General features: G+C 69.2%; 20 protein-coding genes. 9 read left to right on the forward strand and 11 right to left on the reverse strand.

The features are described 5' to 3' along the window. Window positions 1-110: 110 nt before the first annotated feature. Both NFT33_RS14755 and NFT33_RS14760 read right to left on the reverse strand, forming a co-directional pair. Window positions 111-491 (reverse strand): helix-turn-helix domain-containing protein, encoded by a 381-nt coding sequence (locus tag NFT33_RS14755; RefSeq protein ID WP_251676474.1) that lies wholly within the window; start codon window positions 489-491, stop codon window positions 111-113. Window positions 492-559: 68 nt separating this feature from the next. Further along, entirely contained in the window at window positions 560-2,227 is a 1,668-nt protein-coding gene (locus NFT33_RS14760) for a Na/Pi cotransporter family protein (protein ID WP_251676476.1), read from the reverse strand. Window positions 2,228-2,454: 227 nt separating this feature from the next. On the opposite strand from NFT33_RS14760, the gene NFT33_RS14765 reads away from it, so the two are divergent. The 9 genes from NFT33_RS14765 (at window position 2,455) to NFT33_RS14805 (ending at window position 10,481) form a co-directional block, all read left to right on the forward strand. Then, a complete protein-coding gene (locus tag NFT33_RS14765) occupies window positions 2,455-3,207 on the forward strand; it encodes a GntR family transcriptional regulator (protein WP_149502707.1) in 753 nt (250 codons plus the stop codon). A gap of 132 nt (window positions 3,208-3,339) precedes the next feature. Next, the gene (locus tag NFT33_RS14770) at window positions 3,340-4,395 is read left to right on the forward strand and encodes an ABC transporter substrate-binding protein (RefSeq protein WP_376744171.1); all 1,056 of its coding nucleotides are present in this window, start codon (window positions 3,340-3,342) and stop codon (window positions 4,393-4,395) included. Between the two features lie 27 nt (window positions 4,396-4,422). Next, window positions 4,423-5,253, forward strand: a complete 831-nt coding sequence (locus NFT33_RS14775; RefSeq protein ID WP_251676478.1) for an ABC transporter ATP-binding protein — start codon at window positions 4,423-4,425, stop codon at window positions 5,251-5,253. Beyond that, entirely contained in the window at window positions 5,250-6,017 is a 768-nt protein-coding gene (locus tag NFT33_RS14780) for an ABC transporter permease (protein WP_220786295.1), read from the forward strand. Before NFT33_RS14775 ends, NFT33_RS14780 begins: the two co-directional genes overlap by 4 nt. 16 nt (window positions 6,018-6,033) lie before the next feature. After that, entirely contained in the window at window positions 6,034-6,546 is a 513-nt protein-coding gene (locus NFT33_RS14785; RefSeq protein WP_244954420.1) for a nucleoside deaminase, read from the forward strand. Between the two features lie 105 nt (window positions 6,547-6,651). After that, the gene (locus tag NFT33_RS14790; protein WP_251676480.1) at window positions 6,652-7,623 is read left to right on the forward strand and encodes an isopenicillin N synthase family dioxygenase; all 972 of its coding nucleotides are present in this window, start codon (window positions 6,652-6,654) and stop codon (window positions 7,621-7,623) included. An 89-nt stretch (window positions 7,624-7,712) separates the two neighbouring features. Then, complete coding sequence (locus NFT33_RS14795) at window positions 7,713-8,543, forward strand: urease accessory protein UreD (protein ID WP_251676482.1); 831 nt, start codon at window positions 7,713-7,715, stop codon at window positions 8,541-8,543. A gap of 148 nt (window positions 8,544-8,691) precedes the next feature. Beyond that, window positions 8,692-8,994, forward strand: a complete 303-nt coding sequence (locus tag NFT33_RS14800; protein WP_220786292.1) for a hypothetical protein — start codon at window positions 8,692-8,694, stop codon at window positions 8,992-8,994. A gap of 119 nt (window positions 8,995-9,113) precedes the next feature. Continuing rightward, window positions 9,114-10,481 (forward strand): patatin-like phospholipase family protein, encoded by a 1,368-nt coding sequence (locus NFT33_RS14805; protein WP_251676484.1) that lies wholly within the window; start codon window positions 9,114-9,116, stop codon window positions 10,479-10,481. On the opposite strand, the gene NFT33_RS14810 is transcribed toward NFT33_RS14805, so the two are convergent. From NFT33_RS14810 to serC, 9 genes are all read right to left on the reverse strand, one after another. Continuing rightward, window positions 10,459-10,806: a ComEA family DNA-binding protein gene (locus NFT33_RS14810; protein WP_251676486.1), complete on the reverse strand. Its 348-nt coding sequence runs from the start codon at window positions 10,804-10,806 to the stop codon at window positions 10,459-10,461. The genes NFT33_RS14805 and NFT33_RS14810 overlap by 23 nt on opposite strands. 196 nt (window positions 10,807-11,002) lie before the next feature. Beyond that, entirely contained in the window at window positions 11,003-12,154 is a 1,152-nt protein-coding gene (lapB, locus tag NFT33_RS14815) for a lipopolysaccharide assembly protein LapB (protein WP_149502700.1), read from the reverse strand. Then, complete coding sequence (locus tag NFT33_RS14820) at window positions 12,144-12,479, reverse strand: LapA family protein (RefSeq protein ID WP_149502699.1); 336 nt, start codon at window positions 12,477-12,479, stop codon at window positions 12,144-12,146. Before NFT33_RS14820 ends, lapB begins: the two co-directional genes overlap by 11 nt. A 69-nt stretch (window positions 12,480-12,548) precedes the next feature. Then, window positions 12,549-12,878 carry an integration host factor subunit beta gene (locus NFT33_RS14825; protein ID WP_149502698.1) on the reverse strand — a complete coding sequence of 110 codons (330 nt, stop codon included), beginning with the start codon at window positions 12,876-12,878 and terminating at the stop codon, window positions 12,549-12,551. 34 nt (window positions 12,879-12,912) lie between these two features. Next, the gene (gene rpsA, locus NFT33_RS14830; protein ID WP_149505147.1) at window positions 12,913-14,592 is read right to left on the reverse strand and encodes a 30S ribosomal protein S1; all 1,680 of its coding nucleotides are present in this window, start codon (window positions 14,590-14,592) and stop codon (window positions 12,913-12,915) included. 180 nt (window positions 14,593-14,772) lie between these two features. After that, window positions 14,773-16,797 carry a bifunctional 3-phosphoshikimate 1-carboxyvinyltransferase/cytidylate kinase gene (locus tag NFT33_RS14835; protein ID WP_251676488.1) on the reverse strand — a complete coding sequence of 675 codons (2,025 nt, stop codon included), beginning with the start codon at window positions 16,795-16,797 and terminating at the stop codon, window positions 14,773-14,775. A gap of 44 nt (window positions 16,798-16,841) precedes the next feature. After that, window positions 16,842-17,723, reverse strand: coding sequence for a prephenate dehydrogenase (locus NFT33_RS14840; protein WP_149502696.1), 882 nt, complete (start codon window positions 17,721-17,723; stop codon window positions 16,842-16,844). A 29-nt stretch (window positions 17,724-17,752) separates the two neighbouring features. Continuing rightward, a complete protein-coding gene (pheA, locus tag NFT33_RS14845) occupies window positions 17,753-18,868 on the reverse strand; it encodes a prephenate dehydratase (RefSeq protein ID WP_251676490.1) in 1,116 nt (371 codons plus the stop codon). 40 nt (window positions 18,869-18,908) lie between these two features. Beyond that, window positions 18,909-20,015, reverse strand: coding sequence for a 3-phosphoserine/phosphohydroxythreonine transaminase (serC, locus tag NFT33_RS14850; protein ID WP_251676493.1), 1,107 nt, complete (start codon window positions 20,013-20,015; stop codon window positions 18,909-18,911). Window positions 20,016-20,029: the final 14 nt, after the last annotated feature.

Consider the following 20,029-nt stretch of genomic DNA (forward strand, 5'->3'; position numbering starts at 1 on the left):
GCCATGACATCGTCGTCCCGTTCCATCTGCCTCGGTCAGCCGCGCAGTTTGCCGCAGGTCAGTGTTAGCAGTGAACAGCCCTGAGCGGCAGCCCGTGCCGCCGCCGACGGTCAGCCTGACCTGACGGAGAGGACCGGGCTGGTGGACATCAAACTCTCGTAGGGAATGTTCAGCCCGTCGTGCAGGTTCCGGATCATCCGCAGGCTGAGCGCACGCTTCCCGTTCAAGACCTCGGAAACGCGCCCACTGGGACCGATATAGGCTTCCAGATCTTTGGGGGACAGCGCTTGCTGTTCCATCCTGAACTTGATGGCATCCAGAGGGCTCGCCGCCTTGATCGGAGGGTGCTTGTTCTCGTACACCTCAATGAGCGTGGTCAGTACTTCCATCTCATCGAATTCAGGCGTCCCCGCCTCCGCCTGAAAGATCAGTTCAAGGCGCTTGAAGGCGTCTCGCAGATCCGCGTCGTTGCGAATGGGCTTGATGTCCATGGTGATACCTCCTTGCTTCAGTGAACGCTGACCGTGCTCGCGTCCACGAGCCGGGATCTGCGGCGTTTTCACCCCCGAATGTCATCCAGCCCCGCCATGCGCGACGGCCGCAGCCGGGTCTTGGCCAGCGCGCCGGCCGGCTCCAGGATCGGGTAGGCGATCGAGCAGATGTGCGAGTTGATGCGCTTCAGGTCGCTGATCAGGTCCAGATGCAGCGAGCTGGTCTCGATGCTGTCGGCGGTGTTCTCCTTCAGCCGGTCGAGGTGCTTGCCGGCATAGGCATGCTCGAGTTCGCGAAAGCGCGCCTTCTCCTCGAGCAGACGCTGCGCGTCGCGCGGATGGCCATCGAGGAACACGCTCATGCCCAGGCGCAGATTGGCCATCAGCCGCTCGTGCAGATGGATGATCTCGGCCATGCCGGCCTCGGAGAAGCGGCGCTGCTTGCGGATCTTCTTGTCCTCCACGTCCTGCAGCACCCGCTCGATGATGTCGCCGATCTGCTCCATGTTGATGGTGAACGAGACGATCTCGGTCCAGCGCTGGCTCTCGCGCTCGGACAGCGGCTGGCGCGAGATCTGGGTCAGGTAGAGCTTGATGGCGCTGTAGAGCGCGTCGACCACGTCATCCATGTCGCGCAGCCGCTCGGCCTCGCCGAGATCGTTGCCACGGATGACCGGCACGATGCCGCGCAGCATCGTCTCGACCGCGTCGGCCTGGCGCAGCGCCTCGCGCGCGGCGCAGCTCAGCGCCAGCGAGGGCGTGTCCAGCGCCAGCCGGTCGAGGTGGCGCGGCGTGCGCTCGTCGACCTGCGGCGGCGGCGCCATCCAGCGCTCGAGCGCCTGCGCCAGCGGCTTCACCACCGGCACGAACAGCAGCGCCTGCGCCAGGTTGAACATCAGGTTGAAGACGACGATCTGCTGCAGCACCTGCGGCACGCCCTCCTGCAGCCAGACATGGAACAGGCCCATGAAGGGCGCGGCCAGCGCGCAGGCGGCGATCTTGAACACCAGCGTGCCCATCGGCAGCCGCCGCGTCGCCACATCCGAGCGCAGCACCGACAGCACCGCCACCAGCGCCCGGCCCAGATTGGCCCCCAGCACCAGCCCGAGCGCGGTCGGCACCGGCACCAGCCCCTGGTCGGCCAGCGTCGCCACCAGCAGCACCACCGCCAGACTGGAATACGACAGGATCGCCAGCACCGCGCCCACCGCCAGCTCGATGCCCAGATCGTTGGGAATCGACACCAGCAGCGTGCGCACCAGCGGCGCCTCGACCAGCGGCCGGGTGCTGCCGACGATCAGCTGCAGCGCCAGCGTGATCAGCCCCAGACCGATGCCGATCTGGCCGAGCTGGCCGGTGCTGCTCTTCTCGCGCGAGAGGTGCGCGACCACGCCGGCGAAGATCAGCAGCGGCGACAGCCACGACAGGTCGAAGGAATAGACCAGCGCCATCACGCTGGTGCCGATGTCGGCGCCGAGCATCACCATCAGCGCCGGCGCGGTCGCCACCAGCCCCTTGCCGACGAAGGACGACACGATCAGCGAGGTCGCGGTGCTCGACTGCACGATGCAGGTCACCACCATCCCGGAGAACATCGCCTTGGGCCAGGCGCCCATGCTGGCGGCCAGCATCCGGCGCAGGCTCTCGCCGAACAGGCGCAGCACGCCGGTGCGCACCAGCTGGGTGGCCCAGATCAGCAGCGCGATCGCGGCGAACAGGTTCAGCAGATGCAGCATGATCCCCCCTTCGGAGCCAGCCCGGCCACCGCGCCCGATTTTCCAGTCCTCGGGAATGCGCCGATGGCGTGCACATGCACCAACTGTATACAGTTGAATGCACAGTTTTCGGGAGTTCCTGAAAACCGGGTCGTGAAGTGCTGCGACAGACTGGCCTCCGTATTGCGTATGTCACCGGCATGTTCCGGTGGATCTTTCGGAACCGATTTTTTCATCATGAGTCGTTCATGAGTCGTGCCAGCTCCCTGATGCCCAAGGCCCTGCAGGCCGATGCCAGCCCTCCGGCCGAGGGCGACAGCGCCGACCCCGGCGCCACCATGACCCGGCGCATCGCCGAGGCGATCACCGCGGCGATCGTCGAGCGCCGGCTGATGCCCGGCACCAAGCTGGCCGAGCAGCCGATCGCCGACATCTTCAAGGTCTCGCGCACCATCGTGCGCCAGGCGCTGATGCAGCTCAGCCGCGACCGGCTGATCACGCTGGAGCCCGCACGCGGCGCCTTCGTCTCCCGCCCAAGCGTCGAGGAGGCGCGTCAGGTCTTCGGCGTGCGCCTGATGCTCGAGACGGCGATGGTGCGCCAGCTCGCCCGCGACATCACGCCGGAACAGGTCGAGGAACTGCGCGCACATCTGCGCGCGGAGGCCTCGGCGGTGCAGCGCACCGACGTGCCCGGGCGCACCCGGCTGCTGGCGGACTTCCACATCATCCTGGCGCGCCAGCTCGGCAACGAGGTGCTCGCGCAGCTGCTGGCCGACCTGCTCTCGCGCTCCTCGCTGATCTCGCTGATGTACCAGTCCTCGCATTCGGCAGAGCACTCGCAGGCCGGCCATGTGCAGATCGTCGACGCACTGGCCCGCGGCGATGCCGACGAGGCGGTGCGGCTGATGGAGGCGCACATCGCCGAGGTCGAGAGCAATCTGCGCCTGCACCCGCGCATCGACGATCTCGCCACGGCGCTGGCCTCGGCCGCCAGCCCCTGAATCCCGGATCGACGCGCCCACCGGCTCGCGGGGGCGTCGGCGGCAGGCCCGGACCGGACCCGCGCGGTTCATCCGGGTGTGCATGGATATTGCAAGCCAGGTTCCCCGCAAACTGTATACACCTCGGAGCCCATGACGATGTCCGTTCTCTCGCCGATCCGACGCACCGCGATGGTGCTTGCCGCCGCCTCGACGCTGGGCCTGCTCGCCAGTCCGGCGCACAGCCAGGAGACCCCGGTCAAGTTCCAGCTCGACTGGCGCTTCGAGGGACCGGCCGCGCTGTTCCTCGCGCCGGTGGCCAAGGGCCACTTCAAGGCCGAGAAGCTCGATGTGACGATCGATGCCGGCAACGGCTCGGGCGGCACCGTCACCCGCGTGGCCTCGGGCACCTACGACATGGGCTTCGCCGACCTGGCCGCGCTGATGGAGTTCCACGCCAACAACCCGACAGCGCCGAACAAGCCGGTCGCGGTGATGATGGTCTACAACAACACGCCGGCGGCGGTGCTGGCGCTGAAGAAGTCGGGCATCAAGACGCCGGCCGACCTGAACGGCAAGAAGCTGGGCGCGCCGGTCTTCGACGCGGGCCGCAAGGCCTGGCCGATCTTCGCCAAGGCCAACGGCATCAGCAACGTGGCCTGGACCGCGATGGACCCGCCGCTGCGCGAGACCATGCTGGTGCGCGGCGACATCGACGCGATCACCGGCTTCTCGTTCACCTCGCTGCTGAACCTGGAGGCGCGCGGCGTCAAGACCGAGGATGTGGTCGTGCTGCCCTATCCCGCGCACGGCGTGAAGCTCTACGGCAACGCGATCATCGTCGGCGAGGCCTTCCTGAAGAAGAACCCGGAGGCGGTGAAGGCCTTCCTGCGCGGCTTCACCAAGGGCGTGAAGGACGTGATCGCGGATCCGAAGGCCGGCGTGGATCTGGTCAAGGCGCGCGACGGCATCATCAACGCCGACCTGGAGCTGCGCCGGCTGAAGCTGGCGCTCGACGCCTCGGTGCTGACGCCGGATGCCCGGGCCGAGGGCTTCGGCGCGGTCAGCGGCCCGCGCCTGAGCCTGATGGCCAGCCAGGTGGCCGACGCCTTCGCCACCAAGGAGCGCATCAACCCGGACGCGATCTGGAACGGCAGCTTCCTGCCCTCGGCCACCGACCGCAACATCTTCGCCACCGCGAAGAAATGACCGCAATGACCGCACAGGACTGATGCGATGACCGCCTTCGTCGATTTCAAGGATGTCTGGCTGGCCTACAACGACGAGCTGCTGGCCAAGCAGCAGTTCGCCGTCGAGGACATCAACCTGCAGGTCGGCGAGGGCGAGTTCATCGCCATCGTCGGGCCCTCGGGCTGCGGCAAGTCCACCTTCATGAAGCTGGCCACCGGCCTGAAGCGCCCGAGCCGCGGCACCGTCACCATCGGTGGCCAGGAGGTCACCGGGCCGCTGAAGATCACCGGCATGGCCTTCCAGGCGCCGAGCCTGCTGCCCTGGCGCACCACGATCGACAATGTGCTGCTGCCGCTGGAGATCGTCGAGCCCTACCGCTCGAGCTTCAAGCAGAAGCGGGCCGAGTACCGCGAGAAGGCGCGCCGGCTGCTGGCCAGCGTCGGCCTGGCCGGCATGGAAGACAAGTTCCCGTGGCAGCTCTCGGGCGGCATGCAGCAGCGCGCCAGCATCTGCCGCGCGCTGATCCACGAGCCGAAGATGCTGCTGCTCGACGAGCCCTTCGGCGCGCTCGACGCCTTCACCCGCGAGGAACTCTGGTGCGCGCTGCGCGACCTGCAGGCCGCGCAGAAGTTCAATGTCATCCTGGTCACGCACGACCTGCGCGAGAGCGTGTTCCTGGCCGACACGGTCTATGTGATGAGCAAGAGCCCGGGCCGCTTCGTCGTCAAGCGCGAGATCGACCTGCCGCGCCCGCGCGACCTGGAGATCACCTACACGCCCGAGTTCACCGCCATCGTGCATGAGCTGCGCGGCCACATCGGCGCGATGCGCAAGCCCGTCGCCGGCCTCGCCCCCGCCTCGGAGATCGCCCAATGAACGCCCGCCAGATGGAACGCTGGTCGCCCTGGATCCTGCTGGTCGCGGTGCTGCTGCTGTGGCAGGCGCTGTGCTCGGCCTTCGGCATCTCGGAATTCATCTTCCCGAGCCCGGCGGCGATCGGCACGGCGCTGGCCGAGCATGCCGCCACCATCGCCGGTCATGCCTGGCGCACCTTCTGGGTGACGATGGCCGGCTTCGGCCTGTCGATCGTGGTGGGCGTGCTGCTGGGCTTCCTGATCGGCAGCTCGCGCGCGGCCTACGCCGCGGTCTATCCGCTGATGACCGCCTTCAACGCGCTGCCCAAGGCCGCCTTCGTGCCGATCCTGGTGGTGTGGTTCGGCATCGGCATCGGCCCGGCCATCCTGACCGCCTTCCTGATCAGCTTCTTCCCGATCATGGTCAACATCGCCACCGGCCTGGCCACGCTCGAGCCCGAGCTGGAGGATGTGCTGCGGGTGCTGGGCGCGCGGCGCTGGGACGTGCTGGTCAAGGTCGGGCTGCCGCGCTCGCTGCCCTACTTCTACGGCTCGCTGAAGGTGGCGATCACGCTGGCCTTCGTCGGCACCACGGTGTCGGAGATGACCGCGGCCAACGAGGGCATCGGCTACCTGCTGATCTCGGCCGGCAGCTCGATGCAGATGGGGCTGGCGTTTGCCGGGCTGGTGGTGGTCGGCGCGATGGCGATGGTGATGTACGAGCTGTTCTCGGTGGTGGAGAAGCGCACGACCGGCTGGGCGCATCGCGGCTCGAACGCGCACTGAAACGTGAAAAAGGCGCATGATCGTGCCCATGCATGCCTTCACCACGCCCGACCCGACGATGGAGCAGATGCTGCTGCACCTGCGCCAGGCCAGCGACATCGCACGCGCCGCGATGGAGCAGGGCCATCACCCCTTCGGCGCGCTGCTGGTCGGCCCGGACCATGAGACGGTGCTGCTGATCCAGGGCAATGTCGACAGCGTCAACCATGCCGAGGCGGTGCTCGCGCGCCAGGCCGCGGCCAAGTTCGACGCCGAGCTGCTGTGGAACTGCACGCTCTACACCACCGTCGAGCCCTGCTGCATGTGCTCCGGCACCCAGTACTGGGCCGGCATCGGGCGGCTGGTCTACGGCATGAGCGAGACGCGGCTGCGCGCCACCACCGGCCGCCATCCCGAGAACCCGACGCTGGACGTGCCCTGCCGCGAGGTGTTCTCGCGCGGCCAGAAGCCGATCCGCGTCTGGGGGCCGATTCCCGCGATCGAGGACGAACTCGCTGCAGTGCACGCGCGCTTCTGGCTCGGCCGCTGAGCGGTCCGCCCGCCCGCGATCGGTGCATCGCGCGCGCAAGCGGCTGGCATGGCTCGTGCGATTCTTCGTGACGAATATCTCATTTTTCGCCATCAGGAGCGCCCCATGCCGGACAGCCCGCTGCCGGTGATCGATCTGGCCCCCAGCTTCGGTCACGACCCCCAGGCCTTGCACGCCATCGCCGCCCGCATCGACGCGGCCTGCCGGCGCGACGGCTTCTTCCACGTCACCGGCCACGGCGTGCCGCTGGCGCTCAGCCACCATCTCTTCATGCTGTCGCGCCGGCTGTTCGCGCTGCCCGAGGAGGTCAAGCGGCGCTGGCATGTCGAGCTGTCGGGCGGGCTGTGCCGGGGCTACGACCCGGTGGGCTGGCAGGCGCTGGAATCGGGCCGCCCCGCCGACCTGAAGGAGAGCTTCTACCTCGGCGTCGACCGCGGCCCCTGGGACGCGCTGGTGCGCGCCGGCACGCCCAACCACGGCCCGAACCAGTGGCCCGACGAGGCGCTGGTGCCCGGATTCCAGGCCACCGTCGAGGCCTACCAGGCGACGATGACCCGCCTCGGCCGCCACCTGATGGGCCTGATCGCGCTGGCGCTGAAGCTGCCGCGCGAGCATTTCGAGCCCTTCCAGCGCAATCCGATGCCGGTGCTGCGGCTGCTGCACTATCCGCCGCAGTCGGCCAGCCGGCTCGACGGCCAGATCGGCTCGGGCGCGCACACCGACTGGGGCGGCCTGACGCTGCTGGCCCAGGACGAGTCCGGCGGCCTGCAGGTCCAGCGCGAAGGCGAATGGATCGACGTGCCGCCGATGCCCGGCACGCTGGTGGTCAACCTCGGCGACCTGATGCAGCGCTGGACCAACGACCGCTACCGCTCCTCGCTGCACCGGGTCGTCAACCGCCACAGCGGGCGCGAGCGCTTCTCGATCGCCTGGTTCCACGACATCGACTACCACGCCCAGGTGGCCGCCCTGCCCGGCTGCCATGACGCCGGCGATCCGCCTCGCTATCCGCCGATCACCGCCGGCGAGCACATCATCGAGATGTACCGTCGCACCACGCTGCCCGAGGCGGCCTGACCCGGTCCGATGCAGGACCACTGCGCCAGGCCGGCCCGCTACACTCCCGCCCTTTCGCCTCTGCCACCCGCCCTTTCCTCGACACGCCCATGAGCTGGCCCGGCCGCCTGAACCTGCACTACACCCGCGATGGCGAGCGCACGATCGCGCTGGACCGCCACCATGGTCCGCTGCGCGTGCTGCAGCGCCTGTACCCGGAAGGGCCGGGCATCTGCCACCATGTGCTGGTGCATCCGCCCGGCGGCATCGTCGGCGGCGACACGCTCGAGATCGAGGCGAAGCTCGAGGAAGGCACCCATGCGCTGATCACCACGCCCGGCGCGACCCGCTACTACCGCAGCGCCGGTGCGCCCGGCATGCAGCAGGTGCAGGCCCGGCTGGCCGACCATGCCCGGCTGGAATGGCTGCCGCTGGAGACGATCGCCTACCGCGACTGCCATGCGATCAACCGGATGCGCTTCGACCTGGCGCCGAAGGCCGAGATGATCGGCTGGGATCTGCTGGCGCTCGGTCTGCCTGCCGCCGGGGAAGCCTGGAGCCGGGGGCGCTACCAGCAGCACCTGGAACTGCCCGGTGTCTGGCTGGAGCAGGCCCGCATCGACGCCAGCGACACGCTGCTGCTTGACGGCCCGCTCGGCTGGGCGGGCCGACGGGTGCTGGGCACGATGTGGTTCGGCAGCGGCGAGGCGATCGGCCGGGAGCGCACCGCGCGACTGCTGGAACTCGCTCGCGATCGGCTGTCAGCCTCGCCGCTGGCGGACAGCGCCGGAGTCAGCGCGGTCCATGACCGGGTGATCGTGCTGCGCGCGCTGGCAGAACGGGTCGAGCCGCTGATGCAGCTGCTGGTGGCCGTGCGGGCAGCCTGGCGCCAGGACGGCTGGTCGCTGGCCGAATCTGCGCCCCGGATCTGGCGGACATGACATGAACAGCTGCACACCTTTTGATCAGGGTTTCCACTGATCAGATCCTGAATCCCTGAATAGAATGGGGCCGTACCGTCCCAGGCGTGACATCCGATCGATGCCGGGACGTCACCTCGATTCGGCCGCAACGCCAGGGAAGCCCGACATGTTCTCTCTCACTTTCTGCGCATCGCCACGCCTGTCGCATCGGTCGCTGAGACGGACCGCGGCGGGATCGGCGCTGAGCCTGCTGGCATGCACCGCCGCCTGGGCGGTGCCATCCCATCAGGCTGCACATCAGGTCGCACATCCGACGCTGCCCGCACAGCCGACGGTCGCCGCTTCGGCCAGCACCGGTGCGCTGTCGGACGGCGAATCCCATCCGGCGGCGCTGGCAGCCGCGGGCCTGCTCTCGATCGCACTGCTGCAGCGCCGGCTGATGCGCCGCCAGCGCCATCACCACGACTGACAGCACCAGCTTGCGTCAGCAGCACGCAAGCGCAAGCCACCGCCCCAGGCGGGGGACTGGCCCCGGAGTCGGGCGGTTTTCGGCCGACCTCCAGACAGGCTGCCGATAGACTGAGGGGCATGGACAAGGCCATCTCGCTGCCGGCGATGAGCTCGCCGCCTCCCGCACGGTCTCAGCCGCGCACCGGGCTGCTGCTGACCGGCGGCGGGGCGCGTGCGGCCTATCAGGTGGGCGTGCTGCGGGCCATCGCCGACATCGCCCGCGAGGTCGGCGCGCCGACACACAGCCCCTACCAGATCATCGCCGGCACCTCGGCCGGCGCGATCAACGCGACCGCCCTGGCCTGCCAGGCCGACCGCCATGATGCAGCGGTGCGCGAGATCGCCGATGTCTGGGCGCAGTTCCGCTCCGAGCAGGTCTACCGCACCGACTCGCTGGGCGTGCTGCGCACCGGCGCACCATGGCTGACGATGATGTCCTTCGGCTGGCTGCTGCACCGCTGGCGGCGACTGCGCCCGCGCTCGCTGCTGGACAACAGCCCGCTGGAATCGCTGCTGCTGCGCATGGTGCGCTTCGACCGGCTGCAGCGGCTGATGAACGACGGCCATCTGGATGCGCTGGCGGTGACGGCCTCCAGCTACACCAGCGGCGAGCATGTCACCTTCTACGAGAGCCGCGAGAACATCGCCCCCTGGAACCGCTCGCAGCGCCTCGCGGTGCCGGCCCGGCTCGGAGTACGCCACCTGCTGGCCTCGGCAGCGATTCCCTTCGTCTTTCCGGCGGTCGAGCTGCCTTGCGGCGAGCGCACCGGCTGGTTCGGCGACGGCTCGATGCGCCAGGCCGCACCGATCTCGCCCGCGGTGCATCTGGGCGCGGAGCGCATCCTGATCATCGGCGCCGGCCGCATGCACGAGCCGCCGGGCGCTCATCTGGAAATCAGCGGCTACCCGACGATCGCGCAGATCGCCGGCCATGCGATGTCGAACATCTTTCTCGACGCGCTGGCCGTCGATGTCGAGCGGCTGCAGCGCATCAACTCGACGCTGGCGCTGCTGCCACCGCAGGCGCTGGCGCAGACCACGCTGCGGCCGATCGAGGCGCTGGTGATCGCGCCCAGCCAGCGTCTGGACGAGATCGCCGGCCGCCATCTCGACAGCCTGCCGCTGACGGTGCGCAGCCTGCTGCGCGGCGTCGGTGTCAGTGGCCGGGGCTCCTCGGCACGCGGCGCGGCGCTGGCCAGCTACCTGCTGTTCGAGTCGGGCTACACCCGGGAGCTGATCGCACTGGGCAAGGCCGACGCGATGGCGCGGCGCGCCGATGTGCTGCGCTTCTTCGGCTGGCAGTCGGGCGCCGGACAGCGCCCGCCACCGACCCGTGCCCGGCTCGCCGATGACCATGACCATGCAGTGCGACCCGCGCTGCCGGCCTGCGCCGACAGCGACATGGCGGCGCAGCCGCTCACGGTCAGGGCTTCTTCACCGGCGTGAGCGCCGTCGTCGCGGGGCCCGCCGCAGCGACAGGCGTGGTGGCTGGCGCGGCGGGCAGGACAAAGGCACTCCCGTTGACCGTCAGCCCGCCGCCGGAGAAGCGGGTCGCGGAGGCCTGCTTGATGCCCTTGACGCGCTCCATCACATCGGCCCAGTCCCGGAACGGACCCTTCTTGCGCTCCTCGAGAATGCGGCCGGACATCGCAGGGCCGATGCCCTTGATCGACTCCAGCTCGGCCTGAGAAGCCTTGTTGATGTCGGTGGCCAGACAGGTCACCGAGGCCAGAGCCAGCGCCAGGCCAGCCAGCAGATTGCGGATCGTCATCATCGTGATGCTCCCGGACCCCGTGCGGGGGTGGTTCGCGGACAGGGATGATCCGCTCGCAGCGGGGCGGATCGGTGGCGCCGGCGGCACGGATGCCGGCGTGAGTCCACGATAGGAGCGCGGTCAGCCGCGGCGCATCCCCATCAGGAGGGCCCTCTTCCGGGGGCCCTCCGATGGGGGACAGCGATCCTCGAGGTCAGTGATCCTCGAGACGGCGCGGCGGGAAGGTCTCCCAGCCCTGGCAGCCGGGACACTGCCAGAAATACTGCTGCGCCTCGAAGCCGCAGGCCGCGCAGCGGTAGCGCTGCAGCGGTCGCAGCGCCTGCGCGACGCTGCCCTGCACCGCCTGATGCTCCTCGACCGACAGCGCAGCGCCTTCGGGCTCGCGCAGCAGCCTCAGCACCGGACCGAGGCCGGGCTGGACCTTCATGTGATCGAGCAGCCGCCGGCGACGCGAGGCCGGATCGGCATCGAGTGCAAGCAGCGCGGCCAGCAGGTCGGAGGTCGGCACCTGGCGATGCAGCTCGGACAGCGCGACACGGGCCTCGTCCGCGCGACCGCAGGCCTGCGCACTGGCCGCGAAGTCCGCCGCGATGACCGACAGGGCACCCGGCGACAGCGCCACCAGCGGCAGCCAGGCCTGCAGCGCCTGCTCATGCGCACCGGCACGCGCCGCACGCTGGCCGGCCAGCACCAGGGGCCGGGCCGCCTGCGGCGCGGCCTGGCGTGCCTTGTCGAGCGCAGCACGCGCATCGTCACCCTGGCCTCGGGCATCGGCCTCGAGCGCCAGTTCGCACCAGTAATGGGCCAGGCGAGGCGCAAACGATCCGGCCGCCACCGCCTCGAGCTGGCGTGCCACCTCGATCGCGGCCTTCCAGTCGCGCGAGCGCTCATGCAGCGTCAGCAGCGCCATGCGGGCATCGGTCGCGAAGGCAGAGCCCTCCAGAGCACGGTAGGCCGCCTCGGCCCGGTCGAACAGGCCGGCCTTCAGGAAATCCTGCGCCAGCGCGTACTGGGCGCGGTCGCGCTCGGAGGTGGGCAGGTCGGCACGTGCCAGCAGATGCTGGTGCACCCGCACCGCCCGCTCGTACTCGCCTCGGCGCCGGAACAGGTTGCCGAGCGCGAAGTGCAGATCCGAGCTGCCCGGGTCATGCTGGACCGCCTCGATGAAGGCATCGATGGCCTTGTCCTGCTGCTCGTTGAGCAGCAGGTTCAGGCCCTTGAAATAGGCGCGCGGAGACGACTCGATGTCGCGTTTCCACTGACGCATGTCCAGGCGCGAGGCCAGCCAGCCCAGCCCGAAGGCCAGCGGCAGGGCCAGCAGCAGCCACTGCAGGTCAAAGTCCATCGCGGGGGGGAGCGCCCAGGGGTACGTCAGGCAGGACAGGAGTGACGCCGGACAGCGCCGGCACGGCCGCGGTGGTGGTGGTCACCGGGGTCTGCGGCTCGGTCGAGGCCCGGGCGCGACGGCGCTGGCGCCACCAGTTCGGCATCATCGCCAGGACCCCGAAAAGCGCACCGGCGGCAAAGACCACGAGCACCATCAGCACCATCGGTGCACGGAACTCGAAGCCGAAGAACCAGCGGATCCGGGCCTCGTGCTGATTGTTCAGCGCGAAGGCGAACAGCACGAAGAAGATGGCGGCTCGAAATAGCCAGGAGAAGAATCGCATCGCACCGGGATTCTAGTGCGTGTCGTGCGGGATGCGCCGCGCGGGGTGCGCGGCCGTCCGGGCGGACGGTCAGGCCTTCTCGCCGGAGGCGGAGGCAGGCGTGGGAGTGGAAGCAGCGGCGGTGCGGTCGACGGCTTCGCGCAGGGCCTTGCCCGGCTTGAAGTGCGGCACCAGCTTCTCGGGAATGACGACCGGCTCGCCGGAACGGGGATTGCGCCCCATGCGCGGCGGCCGGCGATTGACGGCAAAGCTGCCGAAGCCACGGATCTCGATGCGGTGGCCCCGCCCCAGGGCCTCGGTCATCGTGTCGAGCATCGTCTTGACGGCGAACTCGGCATCACGATGGGTCAGCTGGCCGAAGCGTGCGGCCAGCAGATTGACGAGGTCGGAGCGGGTCATGCAGACAGCGGTTCCGTGGCGTCCGGCATCAGGATCAGTTGCCCTGATCCAGCTTGGCCTTCAGCAGGGCGCCCAGGCTGGTGGTGCCAGCATTCTCGCGGCTGCTGTCGGCCGACAGACGCTGCATGGCTTCCTGGTTCTCGGCGTTGTCCTTGGCCTTGATCGACAGCTGGATCGAGCGCGTCTTGCGATCGATGTTGATGATCAGGGCAGTGACTTCGTCGCCTTCCTTCAGCACGTTGCGGGCATCTTCCACGCGCTCGCGGGCGATTTCCGAAGCACGCAGGTAGCCGGTGACATCGTCGTTCAGCTGGATCTCGGCGCCACGCGGGTCGACCGACTTGACCTTGCCGGTCACCGTCATGCCGCGGTCGTTGACCGAGGTGTAGTTGGTGAACGGATCGGCGTCGAGCTGCTTGATGCCCAGCGAGATGCGCTCGCGCTCGACATCGATGCCCAGGACCACGGCCTCGACGTCCTGACCCTTCTTGTAGTTGCGGACCGCGGCTTCGCCCGGCTCGTTCCACGACAGGTCGGACAGGTGCACCAGGCCGTCGATGCCGGCGGCCAGGCCGACGAACACGCCGAAGTCGGTGATCGACTTGACCGGGCCCTTGACCTTGTCGCCGCGCTTGAAGTTCTGCGCGAACTCGTCCCACGGGTTGGCACGGCACTGCTTCATGCCCAGCGAGATGCGACGCTTGTCTTCGTCGATCTCCAGGACCATGACTTCGACTTCGTCGCCCAGCGAGACGACCTTGGACGGAGCGACGTTCTTGTTCGTCCAGTCCATTTCCGAGACGTGGACCAGGCCTTCGATGCCCGGCTCGATCTCGACGAACGCGCCGTAGTCGGCGATGTTCGTGACCTTGCCGAACAGGCGGGTGCCCGACGGGTAGCGGCGCGAGACGCCGAACCACGGATCGTCGCCCATCTGCTTCAGGCCCAGCGAGACGCGGTTCTTCTCGGCGTCGAACTTCAGGACCTTGGCGGTCAGTTCCTGACCCACCGTCACCACTTCGCTCGGGTGACGGACACGGCGCCAGGCCATGTCGGTGATGTGCAGCAGGCCGTCGATGCCGCCGAGGTCGACGAACGCACCGTATTCGGTGATGTTCTTGACCACGCCGTTGACGATGGCGCCTTCACGCAGGGTTTCGAGCAGCTTGGCGCGCTCTTCGCCCATCGAGGCCTCGACCACCGCGCGACGCGACAGCACAACGTTGTTGCGCTTGCGGTCGAGCTTGATGACCTTGAACTCCATGGTCTTGCCCTCGAACGGGCTCATGTCCTTGACCGGACGGGTGTCCAGCAGGGAACCCGGCAGGAAGGCGCGGATGCCGTTGACCAGAACGGTCAGGCCGCCCTTGACCTTGCCGTTGACGGTGCCGGTGACGAAGTCGCCCGACTCCAGGGCATTTTCCAGCGACAGCCACGAGGCCAGACGCTTGGCCTTGTCGCGCGACAGGATGGTGTCGCCGTAGCCGTTCTCGATGGCGTCGATCGCGACCGACACGAAGTCGCCGACCTGGACTTCCACTTCGCCCTGGTCGTTCTTGAACTCTTCCAGCGGAACGTAGGCTTCGGACTTGAGGCCGGCGTTGACGACGACGAAGCTGTGCTCGACGCGGACGACTTCAGCGGAGATCACTTCGCCGGCGCGCATGTTGGCGCGCTGGAGCGACTCCTCGAACATCGCGGCAAAGGATTCCATGCCGAGATCGGCCATAGATGCTTGGGACATTGGGGACTTTCTGCACCGGCGACGGGCCGGCGGCGGGTGCCACTTCCGTGGCGGGGTTGAGTTGACGATCCGGGGCTCCGTCGGTGCATCGCGCACTCGGCCGGAACTCCGGGCCAGAAGGCAGGAAAGGTGGCGGTCGATCCGGCTCGCTCAGGGCGCGTCGAAGGGCTGCCGTGCGTTCCACCAGGCCACCACCTGCTGCACCGAAGCCTCGATGCCGAGCTGGGAGTTGTCGAGCCGGAGCGCGTCCTCGGCCGGTCTCAAGGGGGCGGTCTCACGGGTGCGGTCCCGCTCGTCGCGCGCCTCCAGATCGGCACGAAGGTCGTCGAGGCTAGCAGAAATTCCCTTTGCGATCAATTGATTGAGCCGGCGCTCGGCGCGCGCGGCTGCGGTCGCGGTCAGGAAGATCTTCAGGCCGGCGTCGGGGAAGATGACGGTGCCCATGTCACGGCCGTCCGCCACCAGGCCGGGCAGCTGGCGGAAGCCGCACTGCAGGTCGTAGAGCGCGGCACGCACCGCCGGCCAGGCCGAGATGCGCGAGGCCATCATGCCCACCGCCTCGTCGCGCAGCTCGTCGCTGACATCCTCGCCGGCGAGCAGCACCCGCACGCCCTCGAAGCGCAGCTGCATCGCCCGTGCGGTGGCGGCCAGGCCCTGCTCGTCGTCGGCCGAGACGCCGGCGCGGCGCGCCGCCAGCGCGGTCACCCGGTACAGCGAGCCCGAGTCCAGCGTGTGCCAGCCCAGGCCGGCGGCCACGCTGGCCGACAGCGTGCCCTTGCCGGAGGCGGTCGGGCCGTCGATGGTGATCACCGGAATGTCGGCCGCGCGGGCCTCGACCACCGAGAACAGCGCCTCGAAATAGTCGGGAAAGGTCTTGGCGACGCACTTCGGGTCGAGGATGCGCACCGGCACCGCACGCTCGCCGTCGCCGGCCGGATTCAGCCGGTTGAAGGCCGCCAGCGACAGGCACATCGCCATGCGGTGGTCGTCGTAGGTGTGGATCGCGGCGGGCTGGAAGCGCGCCAGCGGCTCGACGCGCAGGAAGTCCTCGCCCTCCTCGACCGTGGCGCCGAGCTTGCGCAGCTCGCAGGCCATCGCGGCGATGCGGTCGGTCTCCTTGACGCGCCAGCTGGCGATGTTGCGCAGCGTCGAGGGGCCGTCGGCGTAGAGCGCCATCACCGCCAGCGTCATCGCCGCGTCGGGAATGTGGTTGCAGTCGAGGTCGATCGCCTTCAGCGGCCAGGCGCCGCGGCGGATCTCCAGCGCATTGGGCTCGGCATGCACCACAGCGCCCATCGCCTCGGCGGCCTCCTTGAAGCGGATGTCGCCCTGGATGGAGGCCGCGCCCACGCCCTCGATGCGCACCGGCGCGTCGACGCCGGCGATCGCGCCCAGCGCGATGAAGTACGACGCCGACGAGGCGTCGCCCTCGACATGCACCTCGCCCGGCGTGACATAGCGGCTGCCGGCCGGAATGACGAAGCGCTCCCAGCCCTGGCGCTCGACCGCGATGCCGAAGCGCGCCAGCAGGTTCAGCGTGATCTCGATGTAGGGCTTGGAGATCAGCTCGCCGACCACCTCGATGGTCACCGCGCGGTCGCTGGCGGCCAGCGGCAGCGCCAGCAGCAGCGCGGTCAGGAACTGGCTCGACACATCGCCGCGCACCTTGACCGGTGCCGCCAGATCCAGCGTGCCGCCGGCCACCCGCAGCGGCGGATAGCCTTCGGTGCCCAGGCAGTCGACCGTGCAGCCCAGGCCGCGCAGCGCGTCGACCAGATCGCCGATCGGACGCTCGTGCATGCGCTTGACGCCGCCCAGCGTGTAGGCCGCCCCGCCCTGCTGCGTGGCCAGCACCGCCAGCGCGGCGGTCAGCGGGCGCATCGCGGTGCCGGCATTGCCCAGGAAGAGCTCGGCCGCGGCCACCGCCGGGCGCCCCGCAAAGCCGGTGATGCGGGTGAGGCGGCCGTCCTGGACGATGGCGCAGCCCAGCGTGCGCAGCGCCGCCAGCATCACCCGGGTGTCGTCGGAGTCGAGCAGGTCGACCAGCGTCGTCGTGCCCTCGCTCAGGCCCGCCAGCAGCAGCAGCCGGTTCGAGATGCTCTTGGAGCCGGGCAGCTGCACGGTGCCGGCGGCGTGACCGAGCGGCGGAAGGTCGAGATGCGGGATCGAGTACATGCGCGGAGAGTCGAATCTGTCTGCTGCGGGATCAGCCTGGAAATTCAGCGGGCGGTGGCCGGGCGGGCATTCATCTGCCAGCCCGAGCGGCCCTCGGAGGCGGTGCGGATCAGGTCCTCGAGCGCCTCCTGGTTGCCCGAGCGCATGACCACCTCGAAGGCGTCGAGCGCATGGCGCAGGCGCTGCGACTGCTTGAGCACCTCCTCGCGATTGGCCAGCAGGATGTCGCGCCAGACCGTCGGGTCGCCGGCGGCGATGCGGGTGAAGTCGCGGAATCCCGGACCGGCCAGCGACAGGAACTCGCGCCCGGCCGGCTGAGAGATCACCGCATTGAAATACGCGAAGGCCAGCAGGTGCGGCAGATGGCTGACCGCGGCGAAGGCCGCATCGTGGTTCTCCGGCGTCATGCGCAGCACCTGGCAGCCGATCGCGGCCCAGACGTCGGTGGCCTTCTGCACCATGACCGGATCGGTCTGCGCCAGCGGCGTGAGAATGACCTGCTTGCCCTGGTAGAGCTGGGCATCGGCATGCTCGACGCCGGCGACCTCCTTGCCGGCGATCGGATGCGCCGGCACGAAGCTGCCGATGCGCTCGCGCAGCACGCGCCGGGCCACGTCGACCACATCGCGCTTGGTGCTGCCAACATCCATGAACAGCGTGCCGGGCTCGACCATGTGGCGGATCGCCTTGAAGGTCGCATCGCTGGCGGCCACCGGCACCGAGATCAGCACGATGTCCGAGCCCGAGACCGCCAGCAGCGCCGATTCGGCCGCGATGTCGATGACGCCGAGCCGGCGCGCCCGCTCCACCGTCGAGGGCGACTTGCTGTAGCCGACCACCCGCTGCACCAGACCGGCGCGCTTGAGGGCCAGCGCGAAGCTGCCGCCCATCAGGCCGCAGCCGATCACCCCGAGTTGATTGAACATGATTGGAGAACCTGCCGGCAGAGGGGAGATCAGTGGGCGTCGATCGGGTAGGCCCCGAGCACCTTGAAGAAGGCGCAGGCCTCGCGCAGCTCGTGCATCGCGGTCTGCACCGCCGGCTGCTCGGGATGGCCCTGCAGATCGATGAAGAAGTAGTACTCCCACTGGCCCGAGCGCGCCGGGCGCGACTCCAGCCGGGTCATCGACACGCCGTGGCGCTTCAGCGGCGCGAGGATGTCGTACATCGCACCGGGCCGGTTGACCACCGACACGACCAGGCTGGTGCAGTCATGGCCGGAGGCCTGCGGCGCCGGATGGCGGTGCGGGTCGGTGACGATCGCGAAGCGGGTGCGGTTGTGCGGATCGTTCTGGATCGCCGGGGCGACCACATGCACGCCGTACTCGCTGGCCGCACGCGCGCTGGCGATGCCGGCCAGGCGGCTGTCCTGCGCGGCCAGGCGCGCGCCCTCGGCGTTGCTGGAGACCGGCCGGCGCTCGGCATGCGGCAGGTGCAGCGACAGCCAGTCGTGGCACTGCGCCAGCGCCTGCGGGTGCGCGCAGACCGCCTCGATGCCGTCGAGCGCGTTCTCCTTGCGCAGCAGGTTGTGGCGCACGAACAGGCTGGTCTCGCCGATGATGAACAGCGGCGTGGTCAGGAAGATGTCGAGCGAGCGCGCCACCATGCCCTCGGTCGAGTTCTCGACCGGCACCACGCCAAAGTCGGCCACGCCGGCCGAGGTGTTGCGGAAGACCTCGTCGATGCTGGCGCACGGCACGCGCACGATGGACGAGCCGAAGAAGCCCAGCGCCGCCTCCTCGCTGAAGGTGCCGGCCGGGCCGAGATAGGCCACCCGGGTGGGCGTTTCCAGCGCACGGCAGGCGCTCATGATCTCGCGCCAGATCGGCGCCACGCTCTCGTTCTTCAGCGGACCCGGGTTGAACTGCTTCAGGCCGTCGATGACCTGCGCCTCGCGCTCCGGACGGAAGACGACCGAGCCTTCCCTCTTCTTGATCTCGCCGACCTCCTGCGCCAGGCGGGCGCGGCGGTTGAGCATCGCGATCAGCTCGCGGTCGAGCGCGTCGATGCGGTCGCGCAGCTCCGGCAGCGTCGGAGCGGGCGACGCGGCGTCGTGGTCGGGCGTGGTCATGGCAGGAGGGTCCCGGTCTTGTGGGGGTCGAGGAGTCGGATCAGCCGCGGGCGGCGGCGAAGGTGCGCAGATGGTCCACCAGCGCCTGCACGCCGGCCAGCGGCATGGCGTTGTAGATCGAGGCGCGCATGCCGCCGACGCTCTTGTGGCCCTTGAGCTGCAGCAGGCCGCGCTCCTGCGCACCCTTGAGGAAGTCGGCGTTGAGCGACTCGTCGCGCAGCTGGAAGGGCACGTTCATGCGCGAGCGGCAGGCCGGATCGATGCGGTTGACATAGAAGCCCGCGCCCTCGCCGTCCAGGTAGCCGTAGAGCAGACCGGCCTTCTCGATCGCGCGGCGCTCCATCTCGGCCACGCCGCCCTGGCGCTTCACCCACTGGAACACCAGCCCGGCGATGTAGATGCCGTAGGTCGGCGGCGTGTTGTACATCGAGGCGTTGTCGGCCACCAGCCTGTAGTCGAAGGCGCTCGGGCAGATCGCCAGCGCATGGCCGAGCAGGTCTTCCCGCACGATGACGATGGTGACGCCCGCCGGGCCGATGTTCTTCTGCGCGCCGGCGAAGGCCAGGCCCACCCGCGACCAGTCGATGCCGCGCGACAGGATGTGCGAGGAGCAGTCGATCACCAGCTCGGCCGTGCTGCCCAGGGCAGCCAGGTCCGGCAGCGTCTGGAACTCGACGCCGTGGATGGTCTCGTTGCTGCAGAGGTGCACATAGCGTGCGTCCGCGCGCAGCGCCCAGCCGGCCGCCGCGGGGATCGACAGGTGGCCGCCCTCGGCGTTGCTGGCCGCGACCTTCGCGTCGCAGTAGCGCTGCGCCTCCTTGGCCGACTTCTGCGACCAGGCGCCGGTGACGACGAAGTCGGCCGCGCCGCCCCGCGACAGGTTCAGCGGCACGATGGCGTTCTCGGCCAGGCCGCCGCCCTGCATGAACAGGATGCGGAAGTCCGCCGGCACCGCCAGCAGCTCGCGCAGGTCGGCCTCGGCGGCTTCGGCGATCGAGATGAACTCGCGCCCGCGGTGGCTCATCTCCATCACGCTCATGCCCGAGCCGTGCCAGTCGAGCATCTCGGCCGCAGCCTGCTGCAGGACCTCCTCGGGCAGCGCCGCGGGGCCGGCGGAGAAGTTGTAGGGGCGCGCAGTCATCGTCATCGTCGGCTCAGGAG

It is taken from the genome of Sphaerotilus sp. FB-3 (genome assembly GCF_023706025.1).
Classification (GTDB): Bacteria; Pseudomonadota; Gammaproteobacteria; order Burkholderiales; family Burkholderiaceae_C; genus Sphaerotilus; species Sphaerotilus sulfidivorans.

What these genes read in the sequence shown, in the direction of transcription:
- NFT33_RS14800 (WP_220786292.1), top strand. Translation starts at nt 8,692, where the DNA reads ATGTTCTCTCTCACTTTCTGCGCATCGCCACGCCTGTCGCATCGGTCG.
- NFT33_RS14835 (WP_251676488.1), bottom strand. Translation starts at nt 16,797, where the DNA reads ATGTACTCGATCCCGCATCTCGACCTTCCGCCGCTCGGTCACGCCGCC.
- NFT33_RS14795 (WP_251676482.1), top strand. Translation starts at nt 7,713, where the DNA reads ATGAGCTGGCCCGGCCGCCTGAACCTGCACTACACCCGCGATGGCGAG.
- NFT33_RS14780 (WP_220786295.1), top strand. Translation starts at nt 5,250, where the DNA reads ATGAACGCCCGCCAGATGGAACGCTGGTCGCCCTGGATCCTGCTGGTC.
- NFT33_RS14820 (WP_149502699.1), bottom strand. Translation starts at nt 12,479, where the DNA reads ATGCGATTCTTCTCCTGGCTATTTCGAGCCGCCATCTTCTTCGTGCTG.
- lapB (WP_149502700.1), bottom strand. Translation starts at nt 12,154, where the DNA reads ATGGACTTTGACCTGCAGTGGCTGCTGCTGGCCCTGCCGCTGGCCTTC.
- NFT33_RS14790 (WP_251676480.1), top strand. Translation starts at nt 6,652, where the DNA reads ATGCCGGACAGCCCGCTGCCGGTGATCGATCTGGCCCCCAGCTTCGGT.
- NFT33_RS14840 (WP_149502696.1), bottom strand. Translation starts at nt 17,723, where the DNA reads ATGTTCAATCAACTCGGGGTGATCGGCTGCGGCCTGATGGGCGGCAGC.
- NFT33_RS14775 (WP_251676478.1), top strand. Translation starts at nt 4,423, where the DNA reads ATGACCGCCTTCGTCGATTTCAAGGATGTCTGGCTGGCCTACAACGAC.
- NFT33_RS14770 (WP_376744171.1), top strand. Translation starts at nt 3,340, where the DNA reads ATGACGATGTCCGTTCTCTCGCCGATCCGACGCACCGCGATGGTGCTT.
- pheA (WP_251676490.1), bottom strand. Translation starts at nt 18,868, where the DNA reads ATGACCACGCCCGACCACGACGCCGCGTCGCCCGCTCCGACGCTGCCG.
- NFT33_RS14765 (WP_149502707.1), top strand. Translation starts at nt 2,455, where the DNA reads ATGAGTCGTGCCAGCTCCCTGATGCCCAAGGCCCTGCAGGCCGATGCC.
- serC (WP_251676493.1), bottom strand. Translation starts at nt 20,015, where the DNA reads ATGACGATGACTGCGCGCCCCTACAACTTCTCCGCCGGCCCCGCGGCG.
- NFT33_RS14805 (WP_251676484.1), top strand. Translation starts at nt 9,114, where the DNA reads ATGGACAAGGCCATCTCGCTGCCGGCGATGAGCTCGCCGCCTCCCGCA.
- NFT33_RS14785 (WP_244954420.1), top strand. Translation starts at nt 6,034, where the DNA reads ATGATCGTGCCCATGCATGCCTTCACCACGCCCGACCCGACGATGGAG.
- NFT33_RS14760 (WP_251676476.1), bottom strand. Translation starts at nt 2,227, where the DNA reads ATGCTGCATCTGCTGAACCTGTTCGCCGCGATCGCGCTGCTGATCTGG.
- NFT33_RS14810 (WP_251676486.1), bottom strand. Translation starts at nt 10,806, where the DNA reads ATGACGATCCGCAATCTGCTGGCTGGCCTGGCGCTGGCTCTGGCCTCG.
- NFT33_RS14755 (WP_251676474.1), bottom strand. Translation starts at nt 491, where the DNA reads ATGGACATCAAGCCCATTCGCAACGACGCGGATCTGCGAGACGCCTTC.
- NFT33_RS14825 (WP_149502698.1), bottom strand. Translation starts at nt 12,878, where the DNA reads ATGACCCGCTCCGACCTCGTCAATCTGCTGGCCGCACGCTTCGGCCAG.
- rpsA (WP_149505147.1), bottom strand. Translation starts at nt 14,592, where the DNA reads ATGGAATCCTTTGCCGCGATGTTCGAGGAGTCGCTCCAGCGCGCCAAC.